General features: G+C 34.6%; 15 protein-coding genes and 1 pseudogene. 7 read left to right on the top strand and 9 right to left on the bottom strand.

Annotation, left to right across the window (positions count from 1 at the left end; all coding sequences use genetic code 11):
* The first annotated feature begins 412 nt into the window (after positions 1-412).
* Complete coding sequence (locus HOG71_17295) at positions 413-853, top strand: DUF1232 domain-containing protein (protein MBT5992605.1); 441 nt, start codon at positions 413-415, stop codon at positions 851-853.
* Between the two features lie 121 nt (positions 854-974).
* On the opposite strand, the gene HOG71_17300 is transcribed toward HOG71_17295, so the two are convergent.
* The 8 genes and pseudogenes from HOG71_17300 to HOG71_17335 all read right to left on the bottom strand — a co-directional run bounded on the left by HOG71_17300 (position 975) and on the right by HOG71_17335 (position 6,320).
* Positions 975-1,463: a hypothetical protein gene (locus tag HOG71_17300; GenBank protein ID MBT5992606.1), complete on the bottom strand. Its 489-nt coding sequence runs from the start codon at positions 1,461-1,463 to the stop codon at positions 975-977.
* Between the two features lie 152 nt (positions 1,464-1,615).
* Positions 1,616-2,709, bottom strand: a pseudogene (locus HOG71_17305) (HpaII family restriction endonuclease).
* A 21-nt stretch (positions 2,710-2,730) separates the two neighbouring features.
* Positions 2,731-3,504: an HNH endonuclease gene (locus HOG71_17310; GenBank protein ID MBT5992607.1), complete on the bottom strand. Its 774-nt coding sequence runs from the start codon at positions 3,502-3,504 to the stop codon at positions 2,731-2,733.
* Positions 3,488-3,688 carry a hypothetical protein gene (locus HOG71_17315; GenBank protein ID MBT5992608.1) on the bottom strand — a complete coding sequence of 67 codons (201 nt, stop codon included), beginning with the start codon at positions 3,686-3,688 and terminating at the stop codon, positions 3,488-3,490. The genes HOG71_17310 and HOG71_17315 overlap by 17 nt, the downstream gene beginning before the upstream one ends.
* A 23-nt stretch (positions 3,689-3,711) precedes the next feature.
* Positions 3,712-4,683, bottom strand: a complete 972-nt coding sequence (locus tag HOG71_17320; protein MBT5992609.1) for a DNA cytosine methyltransferase — start codon at positions 4,681-4,683, stop codon at positions 3,712-3,714.
* A 40-nt stretch (positions 4,684-4,723) separates the two neighbouring features.
* Complete coding sequence (locus HOG71_17325; protein MBT5992610.1) at positions 4,724-4,942, bottom strand: helix-turn-helix transcriptional regulator; 219 nt, start codon at positions 4,940-4,942, stop codon at positions 4,724-4,726.
* 82 nt (positions 4,943-5,024) lie between these two features.
* Entirely contained in the window at positions 5,025-5,462 is a 438-nt protein-coding gene (gene vsr / locus HOG71_17330; protein ID MBT5992611.1) for a DNA mismatch endonuclease Vsr, read from the bottom strand.
* Between the two features lie 9 nt (positions 5,463-5,471).
* Positions 5,472-6,320: a Bro-N domain-containing protein gene (locus tag HOG71_17335; protein ID MBT5992612.1), complete on the bottom strand. Its 849-nt coding sequence runs from the start codon at positions 6,318-6,320 to the stop codon at positions 5,472-5,474.
* 261 nt (positions 6,321-6,581) lie between these two features.
* Between HOG71_17335 and HOG71_17340 the strand changes: the two genes are divergently transcribed.
* Positions 6,582-8,894, top strand: coding sequence for a T9SS type A sorting domain-containing protein (locus HOG71_17340; GenBank protein MBT5992613.1), 2,313 nt, complete (start codon positions 6,582-6,584; stop codon positions 8,892-8,894).
* Between the two features lie 61 nt (positions 8,895-8,955).
* Here HOG71_17340 and HOG71_17345 read toward each other — a convergent pair whose 3' ends face one another.
* Positions 8,956-10,839, bottom strand: a complete 1,884-nt coding sequence (locus tag HOG71_17345; protein MBT5992614.1) for a T9SS type A sorting domain-containing protein — start codon at positions 10,837-10,839, stop codon at positions 8,956-8,958.
* Positions 10,840-11,069: 230 nt separating this feature from the next.
* On the opposite strand from HOG71_17345, the gene HOG71_17350 reads away from it, so the two are divergent.
* The 5 genes from HOG71_17350 (at position 11,070) to HOG71_17370 (ending at position 15,819) form a co-directional block, all read left to right on the top strand.
* Positions 11,070-13,616: a T9SS type A sorting domain-containing protein gene (locus HOG71_17350; protein ID MBT5992615.1), complete on the top strand. Its 2,547-nt coding sequence runs from the start codon at positions 11,070-11,072 to the stop codon at positions 13,614-13,616.
* 82 nt (positions 13,617-13,698) lie between these two features.
* The gene (locus HOG71_17355) at positions 13,699-14,370 is read left to right on the top strand and encodes a hypothetical protein (protein MBT5992616.1); all 672 of its coding nucleotides are present in this window, start codon (positions 13,699-13,701) and stop codon (positions 14,368-14,370) included.
* A 126-nt stretch (positions 14,371-14,496) separates the two neighbouring features.
* On the top strand, positions 14,497-14,727 hold the full coding sequence (locus HOG71_17360; GenBank protein MBT5992617.1) for a hypothetical protein: 231 nt from the start codon (positions 14,497-14,499) through the stop codon (positions 14,725-14,727).
* Between the two features lie 235 nt (positions 14,728-14,962).
* Positions 14,963-15,247: a hypothetical protein gene (locus tag HOG71_17365; protein MBT5992618.1), complete on the top strand. Its 285-nt coding sequence runs from the start codon at positions 14,963-14,965 to the stop codon at positions 15,245-15,247.
* A complete protein-coding gene (locus tag HOG71_17370) occupies positions 15,202-15,819 on the top strand; it encodes a nucleotidyl transferase AbiEii/AbiGii toxin family protein (GenBank protein ID MBT5992619.1) in 618 nt (205 codons plus the stop codon). Before HOG71_17365 ends, HOG71_17370 begins: the two co-directional genes overlap by 46 nt.
* Positions 15,820-16,288: the final 469 nt, after the last annotated feature.

The following is a 16,288-nucleotide window of genomic DNA, read 5'->3' on the forward strand; positions in this document are numbered from 1 at the left end:
TATCAGGTTTTTTTAAATCGACAAATGGTGCTCAGACTTTCGCAATAAACAGGTCAATTATTGATACAATCATCAAGTCTAGAAACAATGTTCTTGAGGGCTTAAATTGCCTTGCTACATATATCCCTGATTAGTTACCTTAAATCTAAAATGATTGAATATGATTTTCAAGTCGTGCAAATGTAGCAGAATATTATGAAAAGCAAAAGTGAAATGGAGTAGTAAACAGTCTATTGTTGAAGAACATGAGGAGATGATATCTGGTGACCATGCACGTTCCTCGCTCTCTAGTTTCTCGTCACTCGCTTCTTGTCAAGAGCTACAAGCAACGAGCATTGAGTAACGAGCAACCAGCTACATTAACCAGCAACAACTAGTTTTCCTTCCTATCTTTGCATCTTAAAGCAACATCATGGATCAAAAACACCAGGACTTCTATCAATCGCTTCGCACAACTATCAGTGAATTTTTGAATACGGAAAAAGCGAAAAACTATCAATGGACGGAATATCTATTATTGGCACCTGATCTATTCCATTTGTTGGTTAAGTTGTCACTCGACAGGCGAGTGGGGGTTAAAGAAAAAGCTATTTTGGGAGTTGCTATAGCTTACTTTATATCTCCTGTTGATTTAATCCCAGAACTTTTTTTAGGCCCGATTGGATTAATTGATGATTTGGCCATAGCTGCTTTTGCACTCAATAAAATTATTGGAAATACTGAGCCAACCATTGTTCAGGAACATTGGGCTGGCAAGGATGATATCCTGCTGAAAATCAAAGAAATTATCCAAAAAGCAGACGACATGCTAGGATCGGGTTTGGTGAGGAAAATAAAGAAAATGGTGGGCTGATTTACATGTTGCAAGCTACATGTTCCATGTCGCAAGATCAGTTCAGCATTCTTTGTATTGATGTACTATGATATCATCCCTGACAGGGTTTCAAACCCTGTCAGGGATAAAAACACGGGTTTTATTGCTCTTTCAAATAAGTTGATGCAAGAATATGCTCCAAACCCTTGGTATCCATACTATAGCTGATCCTGAAATCATAATCCGATTCCAGTAATTGTATCATCAGCTGCATTTCATTTTTTGGAAACCATGCCTTCAATTCGCCTGTTTTTCTATCAAATATTATAGTATCATTTCCATTATCCACATACCATAATTCCACTTTTGTTAATGTATGAGTTGAACTGTCTTTTATGCTTTCCCCGCTAAACATTATTTTGCTTTTAAATTCATGAGGTTTATTGTTTACTCTTGAATCGGTTGCAAAATGGATGGTATAGGACTCCACTTTCATCACTGCTTTGATGGAATCGACTCGAACTGTTGTGTCTGCTACAATTTCACTTGTGTTATGTTGTGACTGAAGTGGAGGTGAAGGAGCAGGGTTGTTTTTACAGGCAACTAATACAAATAAGGAAATCAGGAAAGTGAATGTAATTCTGTTCATTTGTGTTTTTATTCAAAAATAAAAAAAATAGGTGAATACGATTAGCAGAATTAGGATTTTATGCACTCGCTGCTTGGCAAACCTAACAGGTCTTTTTCGACCTGTTAGGTTGAAAGAACCATATTTATTGATGTAAGAATATTAAGGTTGTGCTATTTTAAAAAACGAATCTGTAAATTTAGTTTGAAATATAATTGTTGAGCTTCATTATATATTTTACCAAAATCATGTCGAGTGCTACTGCCTGTCTCAAGTTTTGTGTTTTTAATAAGATAATCCTCAAACTCATTTCGATTATAAATATGGTAACATAAAATTTCTCCATTTTCTTTAACAACCAAATATCCTCCAGTAGTATCAAGTTCTCCCTGCCAAACTTTAGAAGGTATCATACCTAATGCAACGTCTGACAAAAATCTTTTTAGTTTATAGAAATAAAATGGATGTTTTGTTTCTAAATCAAAGCCAATAGGATTTGAAGCAGCGATATCTGTTGCCAAATCATGTAATTTAGAATATTTAGAAGTAAAGAATTTATAAATAATACATGAAATTATTTGTGGTAAAGCACTATCAATTAAAGTTAAGTTGTTTCCAAAAATAGAACTTTCTGTTTTTATAAATTTAAACGAACCTGTTTTCTCAATAATTTTCTCAATTCGATCTTTAATTTTACTTCGACCATTAATTGAGTTGATTTGATCAATTTCATCATTACTGAAATTTGCACCATCAATTTTGAATATGAAATTCGTTGTTTTTCCTGCATTTAAGAGAGTAGAAGCTTCACCAAGTTGTGATTTGATACTAAAACCTAATTCTGGATTTGTTCCTGTTCTTTGATCATGAATAACGATTCGAATATCGCTTTTAATAGATGATTTAGCCTTAAGGGAGATACAACTAAAAGAATTGATAAATTTTTCAATTTCCGGAATCGAAAAAGATGAGCCTGAAGCATTCTTCAATTCCGTTAATAATGTAATAGCCTGCTTTTGAAATTGTATAATCGGAATTTTGAATTCTTCTCTATTGTCCCTAATGACAACTAAGTCATCATCATATGTATATTCATAGGTTCTCCCCTTGACTCATCTCGTAAAATTCTGATAATTGGGAAAATTATGTCCTCAATTTTATTTAATTCACTATCAACTGCAAATAGTTTTTTGTCTGCAATAAATTTCAGAAGTGTATATATTTTACTCCATTCGCCTTTATTAGAGTGTGACCCTTCGGGCCGCACTTTACAATACTATTAAAGAATTTAACTTTTGAAAATATTTTTATAGTGATATTCTAGAAAATCTTTTGAAGGAAGAAATTTATCAGGAAGAATAATGGGTTGATTTTCATATTTCAAGAAAAAGTCCAAAACTGAATTATCTTTTTTAAATTCATCGAAAGCTTTTGAAACTTTTATTTTGTAATCTGAAGTAATAGTTATGAATCCTTTATCAAAAGCTTTATCATGGATCGAATTTAGACAAAGTCCATTATGAGGATTTAGTCTGTTCTTATTATCCTGCGCCCAAGGCACAATATGACTAGCTACTAGGAAATCAGTTATTGAAAGACCTGTGATACAACACTTCAAATTATAGGAGGACAGAATAGTGGAACGGAAAAAATTTTGATTAACCCTTTGCTTTACAATAGCTTCTCTGTCTAATCCAAGTGGGATTTCAAGATCTTCTCTTTTAATTCCAATAGTTTCTTCAATTGGCTTATTTGAATATTTAGAGATTAATAGTTCGCTCTCAAAAGCTAATTTATCCCAATTGCCTTCAAATTCATCCCACACTTCCTCATCCAACTTGCTTCCGTGGGCTAATCCGACAATTCCTTGTTTTCTAAGTTCGGGATCAAGCCTTCCGAAATTACCAACTTTCATATTCAATGCAGATGGCGTCCGTCCAATAATATTTGCATATTTTATTATCGTGGGATTATTTTTGCTGCTGCTTTTAAACGGAATTTTGCAGTAAACATTAAACGCAATTATTGTTTCTTCTCTTGTCCAATTATTTTTTTTTGTCATTGTGTGGTTCAATTATTTCAAGAAAATCTACTCCATAATCGCACAATATCCTATCAAGTAATTTCTTAGAAAAATCAGAATTTCCTAATAGAATTTGAGAGAAAATCTCTACCCTATCATCTGGAGTAATTAAATTTAACTTTTCATCATCTCTAAAAAAAGTCATAAAATCATCTCTAGTCATTTGTTGAATATTCATTGTCATACCTATGCTGCTTTTTGCGTTTGTAATAGAAATCTTTTTTTAGTGGAAGAAGCAAAAAGATTGGAACTGAAAGCCTGACCTATTAGGGGAATGCATAAACTAAAATTATTCTCCTCTTTAATATTTTCAAATGTTATAGCTTTATTGGTTGATTTGGGATAATTAAATTCTGTAACATCGATATCATTTCTAAATCCCACAATAAAAATTCGTTCTCTATTCTGCGGAATACCATAATTTTTTGCATTTATTATTTGTGGCTCAGGAACAAAGTAGTCAAGGTCGTTGCGTAATACATTCAGAATGGTTTCAAGTGTTCTGCCTCCATTATGATTTCTTAGACCTTTTACGTTTTCAAGAAAAATCGCTTTGGGTTTTTTTCGTTTGATTATTTCAGCAACATCAAAAAATAATGTTCCTCTTGTATCTTCAAATCCTCCTCTCTTTCCAGCAATAGAGAATGCCTGGCACGGAAAACCTGCACATAAAACATCGAAATTATCAGGAATAAATTGTTTGGTAGACTCTAAAGTAATATCACCAAATGGGACTTCTCCAAAATTTGTAAAGTATGTTTTTTTTGCTTGTTCATCCCATTCGCTTGTAAAGACACATTTTCCTCCAATATTCTGCAAAGCGAGTCTAAAACCACCGATTCCTGCAAAAAGATCAATAAATGTAAACTTTGGTTTTATTTGTGGTGGAAAAATCGAATCACTTTCAAAGTCGAATAAGTATTGTTGTAGTGCTTCTTCGGCTTTTTTATTTTCAATCTTTTCATCGTTATATGTATTTTCTAATACAGATTTAATGTATTCAATTGCTTCTTCTTTGAAATATTTAGAATTCTTGGATTTGCTATTATGCAGGTAATGTGTGAATGCTGCTGTGCTGTGATTATCATTCTCAAATAATCTGACTCTATATGATTTTCCTAATATTTCTTCAAATAATATTTTTTCCTTAATCCTCATTAATCATATTAATAATTGGCTATGCCTGTTTTTTTAAATTTTAGTTAAAATCTTTTGAATTAAAAAAATCAAAAAATGAAATATCAAGTGCTGTAAGGATTTTATAAATATTCTTAATAGAAATATTCCTTTTCCCATTTTCAACACTAGTCATATAGGTTCGGTCAATCTCTGCTTTTAACGCTAAAGCTTCTTGAGAGAGGTTTGATTGAAGACGTAACTCTTTCAGTCTTTTCCCAAATTTTTGCTGAATTTCCATAGGGGATAAAGGTATGAGTATGTGACTTATTAGTCAACGGACTATGAGTCACAATATGAAGATTTTGTAAAAAATTACAACCTCAGTTTTGAATCTTATCTAATTGAATAAGTAAGTTGATTAAGGTATTGTCAAGTAGTTTTACTTTGAGATTGCACGTCCAAATAGTAATTGTTTTCCAACCCATTTCTATTAATTGCAGATGGTGTTCCTCATCCCGTTTTTTGTTCCCATAAAGTTTTTCAGTCCACCACTCAGTGCGTGTATCAGGTATTTTAAAGTATTTGCATCCCTCATGTGCATGCCAGAAGCAGCCATGAACAAAAACCACGGTTTTGTATTTTGAGAGAACAATATCAGGTTTTCCTGCTAGTGTTTGTCCTTTGTATTTGCCATGTATTCGAAATCGATAGCCATTCGCATGAAGATATTTTCGCACGAGTATTTCAGGCTTGGTATTTTTGCCTTTAATCTGGCTCATATTGTAAGAGCGTATGTCTGGCTCATGCACATCCGCCATTTTACATGTTTATTTCTTTTTTTTAATCGGTTTGCTTTCTTTCAATTTCAAAGCTGATTTTGCATTAACAGAGGAGACCACCTTTTTTCCAGTTCGTGCTTCTAATTCCTTTCTTGCCACTTTGGCAACGCCACCACCTTGCTTAGCCACTTTTTTGCTTGCTTCAAAATCTTTTGGTTCCACCACTGCAGAAATATCTTTTGTAGAGGCTTCAGCAAGCATGTTTAAAATGAGTTCAGTATTCGTCATATTGTCTCTGAGATTCTCCTTTTTCAATCCTTTGAGTATTTTATACTCTTTTGTTGTTTTGTCGGACCATGCTTTGGTAATAATATCGGTTAGTGTCGCAAACTGAACACCTTCTTTCAATCCTCTTTTTTTCCACTCATCGGTTAAGTTTTTTCGGATTTCAATGCTTTTCAGGCGTTGGTTTATCCAATTTTCAGAATAACCTAGTTGGAGGTATTCTTTCAATGCCCTATCAATTGTAAGTTCAGGATCCTGCATTTCATCCAGTCTTTCGGCAGCAATTTGTGCCAACCAGAGTTTAAAGGGTTCAGCTTTTGGTGATGGAATGGATTGAATGAGGCGGAACAATTGTTCGGTGTCGGCCACATCGGTCATACGCATTTTGCCATCGGGTGCAAGCATTTTCAACCCGTGACAATTCGTCACGGTTTCATTTCCTTCTTGTTTAAGACGTTGTTTTAATTTTCTCCAATAGGCATTTGAGTCTACACTTTCAGTTAATACGGAAACCACATCAACAATTGAAATGTACCATTTTTCATGTTCTTTGTCCCAAAGTGCACGCACTTTTTTGTCCTCAAAAATTTTTATTGCATTTTCCTTTTTCATTATTCAACCGATTTACTTTAGCAAAAATAGCAATTTTATATTTTGACTGCTTTATTTTCGGGTTTCAGGGCAAGGTTTTTCTTTGAGGTTAGCATGCCCGAAAATGATAGTCTTGTGTATGTAAATACTTTCGCGCAAGAATCTCAGGCATCGTATTCTTAACCTTTAATCTGTCTCATGTTGCTCATATACACAATTATTTTTCTAGACATTCTCATCCTGAAATAGTATTCTTATTTTTGTTTCACAATATATTCAAACATGAAAGCCAAACTAATCTATATAATAATTCTTCTCTTTTTAACAAGCCATCATTTTGCTCATGCTCAGTGTCCGACTTTTAGTTGGGCCAATGCAAGTGGAGCATCTGATAAAAACGACATCGGACAGGCCATTGCAATAGATACAATCAATAATCACATTTTTGTTACTGGTCATTATTACGATTCAGGAACTTTTGGCGGAAAAAATTATCCTTCGTATGGACAAAAAGATGTGTTTATTGCCAAACTGGATTTGAATGGAAAATACATCTGGCTGAAGCAGGGTGGAAGCGGATATGATGATGAGGGAAAAGATATTGCTGTTGATCAGCTAGGAAATGTATATGCCTGTGGAACAATGGAAGCAAGAGCCGCTTTTGGTGAAGATACAACTGCTGCAGCAGGAAGTTATCTTGTGAAATATAATGCTGCAGGTCAGCTGCAATGGCTTAAGGATTATAAGCTGGCTATTTCTGCACTCACCATCGACCTAGATAATAACCTACTTATTTGTGGTGATTTCAGTGGAAAAAAAGCCTTTGAGGGCGATAGTATAGAGGCTATCGGTCTAAAAGATATTTTCCTGGCCAAATTTAATCCATCAGGGCAGTTGCTGTGGAAAAAATACTACGGCTCGCCAAAAATTGAATATGCTTATGATGTGCTCGTTGATAAAAACAATGTCGTTTATGTAGGGGGCTATTTTTATGATTCTCTGCTTATTGAATCCAATTTACTGACAACCAATGGAGCCACTGATATGTACATTGCCCAATTCGATCCACAAGGGAATTTAAAGCAAGTGAAGCAGTTGGGAGGAAACAGTGCTGATGGTTTTATTCAGTTTGCTATCGATTCAGAGAATAACCTGCTTTTGATAGGTGGATATTATTATGAAACCCTGCTGGATACCTTAACAGTGAATCCTATCGTTGATGATTACAACCAGTTTGTGGCCAAATTTGATTCGAATATGCGTATCAAATGGGTGTATACCCATAACGGACGAACTTCATGTATTGCAATTGCTCCAAATGATGATATTCTCGTGACAGGATATTTTACAAATAAACTATATCATAATCACCCATCTTATTTAACAAGCGCAGGCTATGGCGATTTGGTGCTATTCAATATGAGTAAAGAGGGAAAGTTAAATTATGTGAAACAAGCTGGTGGAGTGGAAGAAGATAGAGGACATGCTGTAATTGCCCATCCAAATGGAGATTATTTTATTACTGGCGAGTTTTCCGGCACAGCCTATTTTTCAGATATTGAATTGATAGCGACTCCGGGACCTGGTGTTTGGGCTGTGGCTGATGTTTTGATTGCTAAATTAGAAAATCAATTTTTACAAATAGACGCAGGCTCTGATACAAGTATAACTTGCAACCAATCTGTTCAGCTCAATGCAAGTTCAAATTTGGCAGTAACTTCTTATAATTGGTATCCTTCAAGCGGATTAAGCAATCCGATTATTGCCAATCCGATTGCTTCCCCATCAGTTACGACCAATTATCGCCTGATTGCCACTGATGTGTGTAGTAAAAAGGATACAGATTATGTTAAAGTAACTGTGATTAAACTCAATGCCACAGCAAATGCAGGAATCGATCAAGACATTGAATGTGGAGATAGTGCGCTTATTGGAATGAGTGATGGAAAGAATGTGGTTTCTTTCCAATGGATTCCTGAAACGGGTTTAGTCAATCCAAAAGCATTGCAAACTATGGCACATCCAGATCAAACAAGCACTTATACATTAAGCATGGAGGATGGCTGTGGTAACAAAACGAGTGATGAGGTATTAGTCGAGGTGGAAAGAACTTCTCATTTCAGTTATTCGATGAATGGCTTGGAGGTTAGTTTTAATCTGCTGAATACAAAATGTAGTAGTTTTAATTGGGATTTTGGAAATGGCGTTACATCTCAAACGGAAACAACACCCACTATTGCATTTGCCAGTTCAGGAACGTATACTGTATGTCTCAGCTGTGGAGCTCAACCAATATCTTGTCAAACATGTACACAAATCAGTCTGCCAGGAAATGGATCAGGAAATACTTCAGGACTTATTGAAAATAGTAGGCAGAATGTTGTTGTTTATCCAAATCCCACGAATAGCGTTTTATTTTTTAGTGAAGTAATTGATGAGATTAAGTTGTTAAGTATTGAAGGAAAAATACTGCATTATCAGCTGCTGAAAGCAAATAGATACGAGATTCCGAACCACGTTGATGAAGGATTGTATTTCATCGAAATGATTGAACAGGGCAATATAAAAACAGCTAAGTTTTTATACGTTAAGTAGTGAAGACTAACTTAAATAATTAGCAGTTTCCATAAAAGCTTGATCACTTGCAATGATATGCCTATCTGTGTATAAAACACTTTGTTACAACTTTCTCTCCTGAAATCATTCGCAAATTATATATACCTGATGGGAAGGAAGTTACATTGATTTGAGCTTCATGTCCATTTATTTTTCCTGCTAAAACTTGCTGCCCATGTATTGAATACATCTCATAGCTATTTACAAATGAAGTTGAATTAATATGTAATACATCATTTACTGGGTTTGGATAGATTAGGACATTATTATTGGCTTCTTCTTCAATACTGACAATATCTTTCGATTGTGTGATATTGAGAATGACATCAGTTACACCTGCTGCACTTAGTGTAATTTTTGCAGTACGATCTGAACCTGTAGTGTTTTCATCAAAAAACAATATGAAGCTTTTGTTGGCCATATCATTCTGATAGCTTAGCCAGCTTTGATTGCTGCTTAAATTCCAACTGAGTAAATTGGTGAATACGGAAAAAGTATATTCTCCTTTTGTTTTGCTTAGTGTTTTGTTTTCAGGATAAACCTCCAGATAATCACCAGTAATGGTGCTGTAATCCTTCATATTTGAAAAGGACTGTGAAAAAGGCCCTTTGCTTGTTTTTGCACGGAAAATATCAGGATAACAGGTATCTTGTTTTTGAACGACTACCTGGTAAAATACCAATCCACTAGGGGGACTCACATCAGTATAGCTGAAAAGTGTACTTTGTATAGAATCCAATAAGGTCATTTTTGAAGGAGAGGTTCCTCTGTAAATTTTGTACGAACTGAAATAAAATCCTTCGTAAGCACTCCAGATCAGATTAATTTCAGAACCTGCTCCTGCATTAGCTGTGAGGTGGATGGTTTTGTGCACATTGCTCATTTTGGATTCTGTACCAAAAATATCAATTACAGTTAGTCCGTAGCGATAGGCACGTTGTTTAGGATTTGAAGCCGTATCAATCACAACACTTATTTCATTGTAATCGGTGCTTCCAATTAACTCATATTTGTTCGCCACTGTTGTTTCTCTGTAAATCCGATAGGAATCCACTTCAGTAGAATGATATCGTTCCCATGCAACCAAATTGCGGTTGGTATTGGAATCAACCAATACGATACAAATATCCGATGCCTCCGAATTGGCAATAAAATTATTGTTTATATAGGCACTGAAGTCAGTCGTTTGAAAATAATGTTTTTTAGGACTAAAAGTAAAACCTGCATAGGAAGGAGTGATGTTTATTGGAAAGGGCTCAACAATGAGTTGGCTATCCATTGGAAACATATACTCACCCTTTGCATCAGTTACTAAAATGGTATCAATTATCCCTGCAAGATTATGAATTTCCATGCCTACATTTACACCAGCGAATGGCGTAAAAGAGTCAGAATAGGTTATTTTTCCACTTATGATATATTTATCTGAGATAATGGTGGTGGCAAAAAGTGAAACACTATCAATATATACGTCATTGATATCCTGCCCACAGTCAAAATTAAGGCCCGATGTACTATCACTTATTCCTGCTGTAAAAGTGTAGGTATACCATTGAGCAGTTTGATGTAATAAAACAGTTTTAGAAAAAATGGAAGTATAATTGGGAGGTCCAGTGCCAATATTGGCATTTATTGTTCGATCGTTGCTGGCATGTGCTTTAAATGCTAATTTATATTCTGTTCCAGCCTTCATTATAATATTGTATTGACCAAGCTGAGGTTCCCAAGAGTTTGTTCCAGCTACAGAAATATCAATAAAAGCTTCACCCATTGAAATTCCAACAGTTGAAGTAGAACTTCCTTCATGGAAGTTCCAAAAGCTTAAACCATTGAAATCCCCATTTTTAATCATGTTTTGTGATTGTGAAAAACTAAAAAGGAAAAGGAAAGAAAGAGTAAAAAATAAATATTTTGTGTTTTGCATAAATAAATGATTTAGGAAATAAAGAAAATGTGTAATCAGCTAACTTGAGATTTATATTGATATAATTCGAATGTAATAATTGTTTGCTAAAAAGTCAAATTAAATTGTTAGCTGTAATTCTTATTTTAACATGAAAACAACTGTTCAACCTTGTTTTATTTATTATTGAAGATAGTATTGACACCGAAATTAGTTTAGTATTTTTGAAATGAATTTAAGATATAGCTGAAATGATTAAAATCCTAAGCCTGATACTATTGACTGTTCTTTTTGCATTTGAAATACAAGCACAGTGTCCAAATTTTTCCTGGGCCAATGGAGGAGGAAGATCGATGGGGGATGATATTGGAAAAGCTATAAGTATTGATACAAATAATGGGTTTGTTTTCGTAACTGGTAAATACAGCAACCCCGGGACTTTTGGAGGTGTTGATTATCCAACAAATGGTGGTCAGGATGCTTTTATTGCCAAGCTTGATTTGCAGGGGAATTTTATTTGGATGAAGAATGGAGGCGGACATCAGAATGATGAAGGCTGGAGAATAGTTGCTGATCAGAGAGGAAATGTATATACAGCAGGTTTTTCTAAAGGATTAGCCATTTTTGATCAGGATACAACCAAAGGTGGACGAAATTATTTGGTAAAATACAATGCCGCAGGACAAGTTCAATGGCTGAAGGATTATAATTTAGAGATTGATGGCTTGGCCGTAGATAGTGAAGGAAACTTGCTGGTAACAGGTGTTTTTTGGTTTGATACTCCTTTTGAAGGAGATACACTTCGTTTTGTTAAAGAAGCTGATGTCTTTCTTGCTAAATTCGACTCGAATGGAACTCTGCTCTGGAAAACCTATTTTGGATCAGATACCTATGAATACGCTTATGGTATAGGAATCGATAGCAAAGACAATGTATACATTGGAGGTTATTTTTATGATTCCCTTGTAATTGGAACGGATACTCTGAATGCTCCAAATGATGCAGATGTATATATTGCCAAATTCGATAAAAACGGAAACTATTTAAGAAGCAAGCAATTAGGCTATTTAAATTCAGATGGTTTTGAAACGCTGACTGTTGATTCTGAAGATAATTTGATTGTTTGTGGAAATTATTTTGGATTTACGCTTTTGGATACCATGTCTGTCTATGCAAATAATTCCTCTTATAACGACTATGTTGCTAAGTTTGATAGTAATATGAATATTCTTTGGGCACATACTCACAATGGAAATATTACAGGAGTAGCCATAGGCAAGGATGATGAGATTTTGACTTCAACATTTTTTTACTCTAAGCTTTATTATTGGGGAAGCAATTATGTCAATAGTTATGGCGATTATGATATTGTGACGTTTAGTTATTCGAAAGATGGTTCGCTTAACTATATTATGCAATCGGGTGGCACAAAGGAAGATCGGGCTAATGACATTGCCGCTCATCCCAATGGTGATTATTACATCACAGGTGAATATGCAGGCACGGGTTATTTTTCTGATATAATAATCAATGCTCAAATTGGTTTAAGCTGGAATTATACAGCAGATGTATTAATTGCGAAGGTTGAAAACCAACAATTAATTGCCAATGCTGGTGCTGATAAAAGTATCACTTGCAGTCAATCCAAAGAGTTGGAGGGAAGTTCAAATTTGGCTGGAAGTAGCTTTAAGTGGACTCCTTCGTCAGGTTTAGATAATCCAAATATTGCTAATCCAAAAGCATCACCAACCGCAACCACCGAATACAGATTAATTGTAACAGATCAGTGTAGTAATACAGATACGGATTATGTAAAAGTAACTGTTGCTCCACTAAATGTGACCGCAAATGCCGGAGCTGATAAGACAATTATTTGTGGTGAGCAAGTCAAAATAGTTGTCACGACAAATTCACCAGATGCAAACTTTAAATGGACACCTTCAACAGGACTCAATACTACTACCTATCATACTGTTTATGCTGATCCGAAAGCAACTACGAATTACACTGTTACAGTAACTGATAAACACGGTTGTGGCAGCAAACAGGATCAAGTAAGTGTAAATGTTAATCCAATTCAGGCCAATGCGGGCTTTGATGTGAATATTGTATGTGGAGAAGATGCCAGTATTGGAAGAGCTTTTAATCCAAATGTAAGCTCCTATTCGTGGCTACCTAAAAATGGCTTGGATAATGCAACATCAAATAGTCCCAGAGCCAATCCTGCCTGGCCAACTACATATACTTTAACGTTAAAAGATGTTTGTGGAAATACCACTACGGATGAAGTGTTGGTAGGTGTTGAGCGTACTTCTCACTTTAACTATTCAATTAATGGAATGGTGGTCAATTTTAGCAAGCTGAATTCAAAATGCAATAGTTTTCTTTGGGAATTTGGAAATGGCGTAACTTCTCAAACAAATCCAACTCCTGTAATAACTTATACCAATGCAGGAACTTATTTCGTTTGTTTAGCCTGCGCAGGCCAACCTACTGATTGTTATACATGTACAAATATTACATTGCCCGGAAATGCTAGTGGAAATACGAGCGGAGTAGAAGATGAAGCTCCTGAGGCATCATTTAATGTTTATCCGAATCCATCAGAAGGAATTGTATTTTTTACAGATGAAATAGATGAAGTTAAGTTGTTTGATATAAACGGGAAGCTATTGGATCATCAGCTTGAGAAAGTAAAACAATACCAGTGCTCAGATCATTTGGTTGAAGGACTGTATTTTATGGAATTAAGATCAGGTCAAAGTGTTAAGACCTTTAAGCTGATGTTGGATCGCTAGTAGAAAAAACTGAAAGCGATAAACTTCATAACAATTTCTTATTCATTTTTCAGTTATTACTAAAGCTTTAAAAACATAAGTTATGGTCAAAAATATCTCTTTACTGTTAACTTTTCTCTGTCTTATTATTTCGTTTTCCTGTAAGCAAAATCAGGAAATTGAATTTAATGCAGACAAAACATTTCCTGATGCAACCAACCTTACGGCATTGGAAGAAACCGAGTTTTTAGCTACACTTGAATCGGAAGTAAGTAAAGATAAAAATGCTATTTACGCTGCATCCCTGCTTTTTGCCTGGAACGAAATCAAAAATGCAATTGGGCAGCCAATCATTTCATTCGAAAATCCTGAACTAGAAAGAATGAATGAGTCGAGTAGCTATATAAATGTTTTGGCAAAAGATGAGTACATCACAAGAGTTGAAATTGATTTACCACAGATTACAGCTGAAGCATATTTCAGGAAATCACTTCCGTTTATGGAACCATTTCATAAGTATGAGGAAAGTTTCCTCTTTAAAAAAGATAATGTTGAGAGTTTTGGACTTTTTGGAGCTAACTATAATGTGGCCTTATTAAAGTATTATAAGAATGATAATGATTTTGCAATTGAATTAATACCTCAGGATGAAGAGCATGAAATTCTTCTCATAAAAACATCATTTGATCAATCATTTGCTTTAATTGATGTTATTGATGCCTATAGTGATAAGATCCAATCATGGAAAAATTACCGAACAGAAAAGAATTCCTAGAAATATTATTTAAGTGATGAGGATCAGTTAAAAGTCCCTATTATTGAATTTAACATAACTCATAATTATACAAATATTGAGAAGTCGTTTTTTAGCACAACTGAAATGCCGCATCAGATAATTAAAATGTTTCAACAAACGGCCTTTATTCTCAATGAAAATGGAGCTGAGGTGGAAAGCTATGCAGAGATAGTTGAAGAATGCGTTGAGGAAATTGAGGAAGAAGATTTACAAAAACCCAAAAAACTTTTTTTTGATTCAGAGTTCATAATTCTACTGAAAAGAAGAGACAATTCTTATCCATATTTTGCCATGTATGTGGCTAATGCCGAATTGATGAAGAAAATGGAGAAGTAAGGCTGGTTGCTGATGCAACCTATATTCTGTTTCTTGTAACCTATGGTCGTCATAATGAACAATAGAATAATAGAACAATAGATTAACGAATTAGGAACTGTTGGGAACCTGCAACATGTAACTTACAACCTTCAGTTGCCACATGATTGCAGAAGGTAATAGCCAAAACCGTGGCTCCAACTTGTCATTTTGACTAATCATCAATAAACGTTAGATTTGTAATAATAATTAAAACATGAATCTTTCACGCGTCATTTTTTGGGATACGGAATTTGAAAACATAGATTGGGAGAAGAAATCCCGTTATGTGATTGAACGTGTTGTGAATTATGGTAGCCTATCTGATTGGCAAGCAATAAAAGCCTACTATGGCTTGGATAAAATAAGGGTGGAAATGCTTCTATCCAGAGATTTGGATCCAAAATCAATTAGTTTTCTAAGTTGTATTTTCAATATTCCAAAAGAACAGTTCAGATGCTATTCACAGATACTGTCCAACCAGCCACACTGGAATTATTAAAAGGCATAATGGCTATTCCTGACCTTGCTGATTTTACATTAGCAGGAGGAACAGCTTTAGCATTACAAATAGGTCATAGGATGTCGTATGACCTTGATTTTTTTGGAAGCAAAGTCTTGGATAAATATGAATTAATTGATCTATTAAATGACTTAGGAGAGATTAAGCTTCTTTCGCAAAGTAAGAATATAATAGTTCTGAGTATCAATTCAATCAAAGTTGACTTTGTTAATTACAAATACCCTTTTCTTGAAAGTATAAAGAAGAAACAGGATATTCGATTGTCAGGATTGAAAGATATCTGTGCAATGAAACATGCTGCAATAAGTGGAAGAGGTCGAAAACGTGATTTTTTTGATATATTCTTCCTTCTAAATCACTATTCATTAGAAGATCAATTATCTTTTTATAACGAGAAATACTTGGATGGTTCTGTTTTTTTAGTACTTAAAAGTTTAAGTTATTTTGAAGACGCAGACCAAGATGAAGAATTAATGCTTTTGTCTCCAGTAAAATGGGAATTTGTAAAATCTAAAATTCAAACAGAAGTAATGAAAATAATGGAAAAGTAAGCTCGTTTATATAGTGAACTTGAATCAATCCCAAGCTCAACTTAGACTTAATAGGTTTGCCAGATATTTGCTCGTTTCTTGTAACCTACGGTCGACATAATGAACAAAAGAAAAAGAGAACAATAGAAAAACGAATTAGGAACTGTTGGGAACATTCAACATGCTACTTCAGGACTTGAATAATCCCAAGCTCAACCTAACAGGACTTGGCCGACCTGATAGGTTTTTCAGATATTTGTTCGTTTCTTGTAACCTATGGTTGTCATAATGAACAATAGAATAATAGAACAATAGATTAACGAATTAGGAACTGTTGGGAACATTCAACATGCTGCTTCAGGACTTGAATAATCCCAAGCTCAACCTAACAGGACTTGGCCGACCTGATAGGTTTTTCAGATATTTGTTCGTTTCTTGTAACCTACGGTCGACAAAATGAACGAAAGAATAAGAGAACAAAAGAACAATA

Source organism: Bacteroidota bacterium (assembly GCA_018698135.1).
Classification (GTDB): domain Bacteria; phylum Bacteroidota; class Bacteroidia; order CAILMK01; family JAAYUY01; genus JABINZ01.